Consider the following 1064-nt stretch of genomic DNA (forward strand, 5'->3'; position numbering starts at 1 on the left):
GGTGTAATGGACATTTTTCATGCTGGGATAGGTCCTAAAGCTATATACTGTCTATATTTGCAAGGAATCAACGCCATGAATCAAAAAACTGCCCTTTTTGTAGTGACAAACATACAAAGAAGAATGGACGCAAACTAGGCAAACAACAGTACCAATGCCTATCTTGCAAACGGCAGTTTTTAGGTGGCGTAAGACTCGATAACCAAACCCTTTGGACAGAATATACTCAAGGTAAACAGACCTACCAACAACTGGCTGACAAATATAATTGTAGTCTTAAAACCATCCAAAGACGCTTAGATAAAGTCAGTATCGAGTATCAAATTAAACGTCCTACGACTGCTAATATCATCATGGACACCACCTACTTTGGTCGCAAGTTTGGTTTAATGGTCTTTATGGACAACGCCACTAGAACCGTTCTTTATTACGCTGTAGTGAGTCATGAAGCCAACAGTGCTTATAAGCAAGGAGTGGATCATTTAGCATCGTTAGGCGTTGATGTACAAAGCATTACCTGTGATGGAAGACGAGGACTTAGAACGCTTTTTATTAGCACCCCTTGTCAGATGTGTCAGTTTCATCAAATGCAAATAGTGACTCGTTACCTGACTCGTCGTCCTAAGAACATCGCGAGCATTGAACTTAGAGGGCTTGCTTTAGACTTAACTGTGCTTGATAAAGCCACATTCACAAAACACTTGGATCAGTGGTATTTAACTCATGAAGACTATCTTTATGAACGTAGTACTAATGAAGGTACTGGTAAAACGTGGTACACCCACAAGCGTCTTAGAAGTGCTTATCGTAGTCTCAGAACCAATAGTGATTGGTTATTTACTTATCAAGAATGTGAGCAGTTAGACATACCAAACACCACAAATTCTCTTGAAGGTTTGTTTAGTGAGTTAAAGCGACAATTACACAGTCATCATGGGCTAAATGAGCACCGTAAGTTACGGTTTATTAAAGACTTTTTAGCATCAAAGTCACTCAAATAGCATGAATTATGTCCATTAGCGACTACCTTCTACTTTTTAGCATGAATTTTGTCCATTACACCA

Annotated in this window: 1 protein-coding gene; it reads left to right on the forward strand. The window is 39.2% G+C overall.

The genetic code is table 11. The features are described 5' to 3' along the window. Positions 1-353: 353 nt before the first annotated feature. Positions 354-1001, forward strand: a complete 648-nt coding sequence (locus JMX89_RS12740; protein WP_133105500.1) for a hypothetical protein — start codon at positions 354-356, stop codon at positions 999-1001. The last annotated feature ends 63 nt before the right edge of the window (positions 1002-1064 follow it).

Origin of the sequence: Psychrobacter sp. DD43 (assembly GCF_904846555.1) — a bacterium.
Taxonomy (GTDB): Bacteria; Pseudomonadota; Gammaproteobacteria; order Pseudomonadales; family Moraxellaceae; genus Psychrobacter; species Psychrobacter cryohalolentis.

Coding starts and splice junctions, on each gene's coding strand:
- JMX89_RS12740 (WP_133105500.1), top strand. CDS start 354: ATGGACACCACCTACTTTGGTCGCAAGTTTGGTTTAATGGTCTTTATG.